This is a genomic window from Psychromonas sp., assembly GCF_983033635.1.
Genome location: NZ_CEZLMY010000139.1, coordinates 1 through 8,131, shown reverse-complemented (window position 1 = coordinate 8,131; position 8,131 = coordinate 1). Strand labels below are relative to the sequence as shown.

General features: G+C 43.6%; 4 protein-coding genes. 3 read left to right on the top strand and 1 reads right to left on the bottom strand.

Translation table 11 applies throughout. The features are described 5' to 3' along the window. From AC4GME_RS14560 to AC4GME_RS14550, 3 genes are all read left to right on the top strand, one after another. The coding region (locus tag AC4GME_RS14560) for a bifunctional diguanylate cyclase/phosphodiesterase (protein ID WP_490379645.1) at nucleotides 1-2,964 on the top strand (2,964 nt) is incomplete at its 5' end. A 1,185-nt stretch (nucleotides 2,965-4,149) separates the two neighbouring features. After that, the gene (locus tag AC4GME_RS14555) at nucleotides 4,150-5,313 is read left to right on the top strand and encodes a hypothetical protein (protein WP_490377256.1); all 1,164 of its coding nucleotides are present in this window, start codon (nucleotides 4,150-4,152) and stop codon (nucleotides 5,311-5,313) included. Then, a complete protein-coding gene (locus AC4GME_RS14550) occupies nucleotides 5,313-6,383 on the top strand; it encodes an alkaline phosphatase (RefSeq protein ID WP_490377255.1) in 1,071 nt (356 codons plus the stop codon). The genes AC4GME_RS14555 and AC4GME_RS14550 overlap by 1 nt, the downstream gene beginning before the upstream one ends. A 310-nt stretch (nucleotides 6,384-6,693) precedes the next feature. On the opposite strand, the gene AC4GME_RS14545 is transcribed toward AC4GME_RS14550, so the two are convergent. After that, nucleotides 6,694-8,131 (bottom strand): glycoside hydrolase family 16 protein (locus tag AC4GME_RS14545; RefSeq protein WP_490379644.1); only part of this gene is annotated, 1,438 nt, incomplete at its 5' end.

The window sequence follows — 8,131 nt, the reverse complement described above, 5'->3', positions numbered from 1 at the left end:
TCATTAGCTGTTCAGGTATCGGAAAATGTTGTTCAAGGTAATATGGACTCCGTAACGGCGGTGATGCATTCTTTGCAGGAACGCAATGAAAGTATCCTTTCTGTCGGCTTGCGTACCGTCGATAACCGCCTAATTTCCATTGCCGGTGATCATATTCGCCATTGGCAACCGCTTGATAAGGACTCATCAACATCAACACATATACAGGTGCCCATTCATGATAATTCCGGGCGCTGGGGGGCTGTTGAAGTCAGCTTTAAGCCACTGGGCGGAAATTCTTTCATTTTTTTTCGTGGCGGCTCTCTTATTAGCGTAATTGTTTTTATATCAATTTCAGGTTTTGTTGTTTATTGGCTGTTTTTAAAACGCGCTCTGAATGAACTAGATCCTAGTGCAGTCGTGCCGGATCGTGTACGTGCGGCGCTCAATGTATTAGCCGAAGGGTTAGTCATACTAGATAGTAGTGGCCGCATCGTTTTTGTAAATGCTGCATTTGAGCATAAATTGGGGCAGCCAGCACAAACTCTTATCGGTAAAAATTTATCTGTACTCGATTGGAAGTCAGCAAACACAGAGGGCAATGCAGAGCCGTGTATCCTACCTTGGCAGTTGGCATTAGATGATATTGAGGCGAAACCGACTCTGTTAACACTGTGCACTACACTGAATGAGCAGCTCCGCTTTGCAGTAAATCTTATGCCGATACAGGCTCCCGATGGAAAGATTCGTGGTATTGTTGTCACTTTTGATGATGTTACTGAATTAGACAATAAAAATACGGATCTGGAACAAGCTCTGAGTCGGATCAAACATAGTCAGCGGGAAATTACACGCCAGAATCGGGAATTGCAGGTGCTGGCAACACTAGATCCTCTGACCGGATTGCTCAATCGCCGCTCACTATTTGAAGGCTTCGCAACCCTATTGAGTGAAGCTTACTATGAAGACGAAATTCTAAGTTGTATTATGCTCGATATTGATCACTTTAAGTTGGTTAATGACCGTTTCGGTCATGCGGCGGGCGATACAGTGATTAAGTTGCTTGCTAAGATTCTGACTGAAACTGCACGCAGCAACGATCTGGTTGGTCGCTACGGTGGGGAAGAGTTCTGTATCGTGCTTCCAGGCGTGAACGAGCAGCAGGCTGCGTATATTGCGGAGCGTATGCGCTTAGTTGTAGATAAAGTTAAGCGCGATGAATCGACTGGCGCGATTCCCTTCACCGCAAGTTTCGGTGTATCCTGTGTCGCCGGTGGGAAAACAACACCGGAATTCATTATCGACCTTGCAGACAAGGCCCTCTATCACGCTAAAGAATCGGGACGCAATCAGGTTACTCGCTGGTCAGTTGTTGAGCATTCCGGTAATACAGCTAAGCATAAGGTTCAGGATACCGTCCAGGAAACTCCGCCAATTATCAGCGAACCCGAGTTATTATCAGATAGCGATACAACAGAGATCACCACAGAGCAGCAGCTGCATCATCGTATAGCAGAACTTGAAGCCTTAATCTGCACACAAAGTGCTCAAGGGGTTACTGCTACAAATAAATCCAGCGACTTTCCGAATCAAATCGTTCTGATTGACCGAATTACACAAGGGATTGAGCGTAGTAGTCGTTTAAACAGCCGAATCGCCGTGTTATTTATTGACATTGATACCCTGCAGGTCATCAGGAATACACAGGGCGAAGTTGCTGCGGAAAAGCTTGTCAAGCTACTGGCAGCACGTTTAAAAACAACACTGCGTTCTACTGATACTGTCGCGATTGATGGCGCAGAAAATATTGGTGTTAGTGTATCACACGTCAATAGTGGTGAGTTTGCTGTGTTATTAACGGATATGCAAAATGAGGAATCTGCTACCTGGATTATTCAACGCTTATTTGCTTCGCTGAATGAACCCGTACAACTCGAAGGAACGGAAGTTTTTCTAGATGCCCGTGTCGGTGCCAGTATGTACCCAGACGATGGCAAAGATCCCGATATATTACTCACGAATGCCAGCCTGGCCTTACGTGAAGCTAAAGCGACCCTCGGTAGGGATGTCTGCCTTTATTATAGTAAAGAGATGAACCTGCGCTCTAAAACACAATTACGTATGGAAGGAGAATTACACCGGGCACTTGAACGTAATGAACTGTTTATTGAATATCAGCCTGTGGTCTCAATGAAAACAGGTCGTATCGCCAGTTTTGAAGCACTTTTGCGCTGGCGCCACCCGGAACTGGGCTTAGTGTCGCCAGAGGATTTCATTTCAATAGCGGAGAATGCGGGGCTGATTGAAAATATTGGCAGTTGGGTATTAGAAAATGCTTGCCGGCAATTAAAAGCCTGGCAGATTGCCGGGCATGATCACTTGACCATGGCTGTCAATTTCTCTGCTGTTCAACTGCGCAAGCCAGAACTTGCTGAAAGAGTCTTGTCCACTGTTGAGCAAGTGGGGATTCTACCGACCTCTCTGACCATAGAGATTACCGAATCCGCACTAATCCAGAATTTCGAAACCGCAGAATCAACTATTAATGCTCTTAGCCGTGCGGGGATGCGTATTTCACTGGATGATTTCGGTACTGGCTACTCCTCTCTTAGTTATCTGAAGCATTTTCCTATTGATGTTGTAAAAATTGACAAGTCTTTTCTACACGACTTCCCCGATCATGCCCATGATACTGCTATTGTTAGCGCGATCATTGCGATGGTGCATAGTCTCGGCTTACATGTAATTGCAGAGGGAGTGGAGGTTGACCGCCAGCTGCAGGTGCTGCAGGATTTGAGATGCGATTCAATTCAGGGATATTTATTCAGCAAGCCTATTTCACGCGAGCAAGCTACGGCTCTTCTTGCTAGCCCGTCAAATATACGTCGTAGAGTTTGGGCTACTGCATCAAGCGACATGTCAGTAGATAATGCTGTACTCGCGGGCGTGCTTAATAACGCACCGAAGCGCGGTTCAGCTGCGTAAGGCTGATGCTGCTAATTGCTAACTTAAAATAAGTTTGGATGATCTAGCTGAGAAAGTCATTTCATTTTACTGGCGACATGCTTTGCCGTTTGCGCTAAATAATTAAAACAGCAGTGAAGGCAAATTGTTATAAGAAAACACAGTAAACAAGCAAAATAATTAGCAAACTGCAGGGTGATGGTTGGATTTAATGGGTGAATGAACCGTGTGGTTGACCCGTTTTTATTCTTTATAAAGGGACGCAGATATATGTTGATAGCTGTTTATTTCACAGCATCACCAGCCAGAGTATTTTAACCATTGTTAACTCAATTATTTGCCAGATGTGGAACCTCCATATATGTCCTACCTTTCTCTACCTTTTGTCATATCTGTATTGAGTGTTTTCTGTCGTTTAATCTATTGAAATTATTACAATAGGATTTTAAGCGCTTAATACTATCAAGCAAAGATCATTAACATTGCCAATTCTAAAAAATAGTCGGTAGATACTTCCCCAGGATAGAGAGCAAAACTATTGTTCATAAAAGTGTTTGAATTGTTAATCTGCATGTTTTGGTGAGTGAAATGAGGTAATAATAGGTGAATGTAGGTCATCATTTAATAGGGTTGAAAACCTAAGCTGCAGATGCCGTCAACTAACTGTTTCTGCCTTTTGGGTCGTGAATAAACTGCGCCTTAGTGCCTCCTTCCTCTTCTAAATCTAAACTTGGCGAGAGAGCTTGGCCTTTACATTTTTAATCGCTTCCGTTTTGACAATGATAAAACCAAAATACGGGTTCCCTTAAATATACTTACTCTTCGGTGTAAACAAAAAGTCATCGTGCCTATGTTTTTTCCTTAAAGAGTTGGGATGAAAATAATTATCAGATAATACAATTTATCATCTGAGCTTCACGGTTTTGTCATATACGTAATATAAAATCATGAAAAATCAACACCTTGCTTGTTGGTTCGCATTAATTTACTTTGCTGTTTTATTTGGGCTCATCACGGATTTATTCAAGGCATATATCTGTTATTGTTGTTAACAGGTCAATTATTTGTATGTTTTCATCGTTGCTTCTCCTGCCAGAGAAAAACTGATTAGCATATATTCAGCTGACGTTTTTTTACCTATTCAAGTTATGTACTTATTATTTGAATCAAAGCTTATTAAGCAAATCAATGTATTAAGGAAATAAAATGCAAATTGGAAATGTTATTAAAGTGTTATCGAGTGTGCTTCTTGCTTCGGCAGTTATTGGCTGTTCTGAGGATACTGAGTATGTTTATGTTACTCCGCCAATTGCGGATACCATCGATCTAGGTCCATTCAAATGTACTGATGAAGAGTTAGCCGAAAATGCCGCTAAAGATTGTCGTTTGTACATTAAAGGTTCAATGAACAGTTGGTCATCTCGTCCAGAAGCGCAATTACATTATCAAGGCGAAGGAGAATATATTGCCTTGTTTAGTATGCAGCCAGGCGATTACTCATTTAAGATCTCAGATCCAAATTGGAGCGCTGAACGCGATTTGGCAATTGGCGAAGATGCTGATGCCGAAGTGGTATTTGATATACCGATGGAAATGCAACGTAAATACGATGATTTTACTAACCAAAATATGGATATCACTGTAGCCAATGATGAAGACCAAGTGTATCGCTTTACCTTGGATTCTTCAGAGGGTATTAATAACCCAACCTTGCTGATCCAAAATATCACAGAGACCGATGCTGATAACCTGACTCAACCAATGTATTTGGTTGGCACGTTTAACGATTGGACTGCTTCGGAGAGTAGTGTTTTTTCTTACGCTGGCGCAGGTAATTACCAAGTTCAAGTGACCTTTGCAGAAGCGGGTACCGTTAGTTTTAACGTACATCAAGGCATCACTGAGCCGCTCGTTTATGGCTCTTTAGATAATCAACCAATCAGTTTAACCGAAGGCGAGTCATCGCATACGACTTATCCGGGTGGTAAAATGTCTGCTCAGCTCGAAGCGGGTACTTATGTATTCTATTTGTCGGCACTGGGTGACGGCCAATTAGCGGTTCCACTATCTATTGCAAAAGTAAAAGCGGTTGTCGGTCACGACACCATTACCGGCGCAAATGTGGCAGCTAACTTAACAGCCGACGGAAGTAGTTTTGTTAGTTCTTATAGCTGGGCTACCACCAGTGATGCTAACGTAACGCTTAGCGATGATAATACTCAAACACCTGTTACTAAGCGCCAAATAGCCAGTGCAGATGCCTTGGGTCGTTACACGTTACCCTTACTACCAATCAAGGTCTCACTTCAGAATCCAGCGCTAGCCATGATGTCGATGTCATTGAGCTGGAAAAAGCGAAAAACATTGTAATGATGATTGGCGACGGCATGGGTTATGCGCAACTTGACGTAACCAGAGCTTATAAAGGGGAAGCGTTATTCCTTGAGTCAGGCAAACACCGTGGTGATATTAAAACCGCTAACGCCGATACCTTGGGTTACGAAAATCTACCTGACTTAGGTGTTAACTACTACACCGATTCAGCTTCTGCTGCTACGGCAATGGCGACTGGGCGCAAGGTTATTTCAGGGACGATTGCTCAGGCACGTCCGGGTGATGCCTCTGATTTACAAACTATTTTGGAATACGCGCAAAGCTTAGGTAAATCGGTAGGTGTTGTAGCAACGTCACACTGTGTGCACGCCACGCCAGCGGCTTTTGCTGCACATGGGCCAAACCGAAATGACTTTGTCACACTGTCTAAAAGCATGTACGGCAAGGTAAAACCTAACGTAACGTTATGTGGTAGCAAGCAAGTGGATGGTGTAGACGTGATTAGCGAGGAAGCGACTAAAGCTGGTTATACTTTGATTAAGACCAAAACGGACTTAATCTCAGCGTTAGCAACTCTACCTGAAACCGATGAAAATGCTGAAATTTTCTTTGCCGGTATTTTTGGTGAAGATGAAATTCCTTATGTGTTACCGCTAAGCGACCAGAATAGTTATGAAATGCAAGATATCCCACAGCTTAATGAAATGACAGCTGCCGCGATAGAGATCTTGTCGAAAAATCCTAACGGCTTTGTGTTGATGGTAGAAGGTTCGCAAATCGACTTTGCTTCCCATAATAATGATGAAGAACGGATGATTCATGAAACCATCGCATTTGATAAAACTGTTAAAGAAGTGGCTAACTGGGCTGAGTTGCGCAGTGATTCAATGGTCATTGCTACCGCCGACCATGAAACTGGTGGCTTACAACTTGAAAAAACCAACGGTGTAGGTGAAGTACCAGAAGTGAGCTGGTTATGGGGAAGCCATACCAATGTAGATGTTCCGATTGCTTCTTGGGGTCTTAACTCGCATGCCTTTGTGGGACGTACGGTAGAAAATACTGCCATTTACAATGTAATGCGTGGCGCCTTAGACGCTCAATAAGCAGAGTAAATCATGCCCCCGGCATGTCGGGGGCATTTCGCATAGGATATGGGGTCGGCTTGCGTTTTGCTTGTGTTGCAAAACGCAAAGCCTGTCACTCCAGTTTACGAAAGATAGAACTTCCATAAGTTGTAACCTTGTAAATCATTTAGTTATGTTAAAATATTTGGGTGCTGTCTTTTTGCTGTCCTGGCTTTTTGCTGTATTTCTCTGATTCATAACTGCTTATCCTTTTCCAAATAATAGGATTAGAAATAAGCAGTTATTTCAGTCTTTTTACTGTTTTTTTAAGTCGATATCATAAACAGGCTTAAACTAACGAGCCTTTTCTTTGACGTCTAAACACACATATCAAACCTAAGCATAATAATAGCGTTTGACTTAAACTACCGCCACTGCTGTTAGAAGCCGCAGGCGTCGGTTCTGGTGTTGACGGTTGTTCTGGCTCAGTCGGCTCTTCAGGATCGGTTGGTTCTGGTTCTGGCTCTGAAGGCTCTTCAGGAACGATTGGTTCTGGCGTAGGCGTTGGTTCTGACGTTGGTGCATTTTCTAAGAACACAACATTATCAATAAGATATTCAGCACCTAAAGCTTGAGTCCACTCAGGGAATACCATCACCTTATCAATACCCGTCAATAATAGACCCGCATTTCCCAGATCCTTTAAGCTATGGCTTACATGTACCCACTCATTCAGTACAGGCGAGATAGGCATTTCGACTTGTGAGCCTTGTGTCTCATCGCCATCGTATATACCGCCGTTAGCTTCAACTTTTAATAGCCAGGATGCACTGCTGTTATTAGGCAGACCGGTTACTTTAATATCAAATTCAAGTGTACCTGAAGTTACGTAAGCACTCATATCAAGTGGTGTACTGGTTGCATAGCCAAGCGCCATATCAGAGGTTTCCCCAATAAACTCTGTAACAGCGCCATAAGCACTCGCGTCAGTGATAACCGCTGGCGTTGTCGCCGTGCTACTGTCATAGACCGTCCAATCCGCATCGACTTGCTCTGCGAATATTGTCAGTAAAGGCGTTTGCCCTGGTGTTGGCTCTGGTGTTGGTGTTGGTTCTCCAGCAACGCTAGGCGTGCTCTCATTACAGTAGCTTGCATTATTACCACTGGAAGCCGTACAGTGGGCAACATAGTCGACTTCCATGGTTGCTTGTGTGAGGCTTGGATTGATGTATCCTCCCAGCATGCCACCCATAGCGACATTGAGCAGTACAAACATCGGCTCTTCATATTGACTGCAGCTCGTCATGTCTTGTGAGACAACTAAGGTGTCATCAATGTAAAAAGAGATCAGGTCTTTGCTCCACTCCATCGCATAGTTATGCCAATTTTGCACATCTGCACCACCATTCGGGTAGCTATAGCGAATTTCCCCGGCACAACTTTCGCTGTTAAAAAAGTTGGTGATATAAGAGTCCGGTTCGTTAGAGAACCACTCCCAGACATCAATTTCACCGGCACCCGCATTAGGCCAACCAATGTAATCGCCGTCCCCTTTAATCGGCTGTTGGCCGATACGATTTTCTAACATCCAAAATGCAGGCCAAGTGCCGCCTTCCAACTTATCAAAACGGATTCTCGATTCGATGCGGCCATACAGAAATTCACTTTTATCCTTGCCGTTTAAACGACCTGAGGTCCAGGTTTTTTGCTGTCCTCCTAAACCGGGGCAGGCAATGTTTTGTTTACGGGCAATGATTTTTAGCGAGCCGTTAGAAACATCATAATTT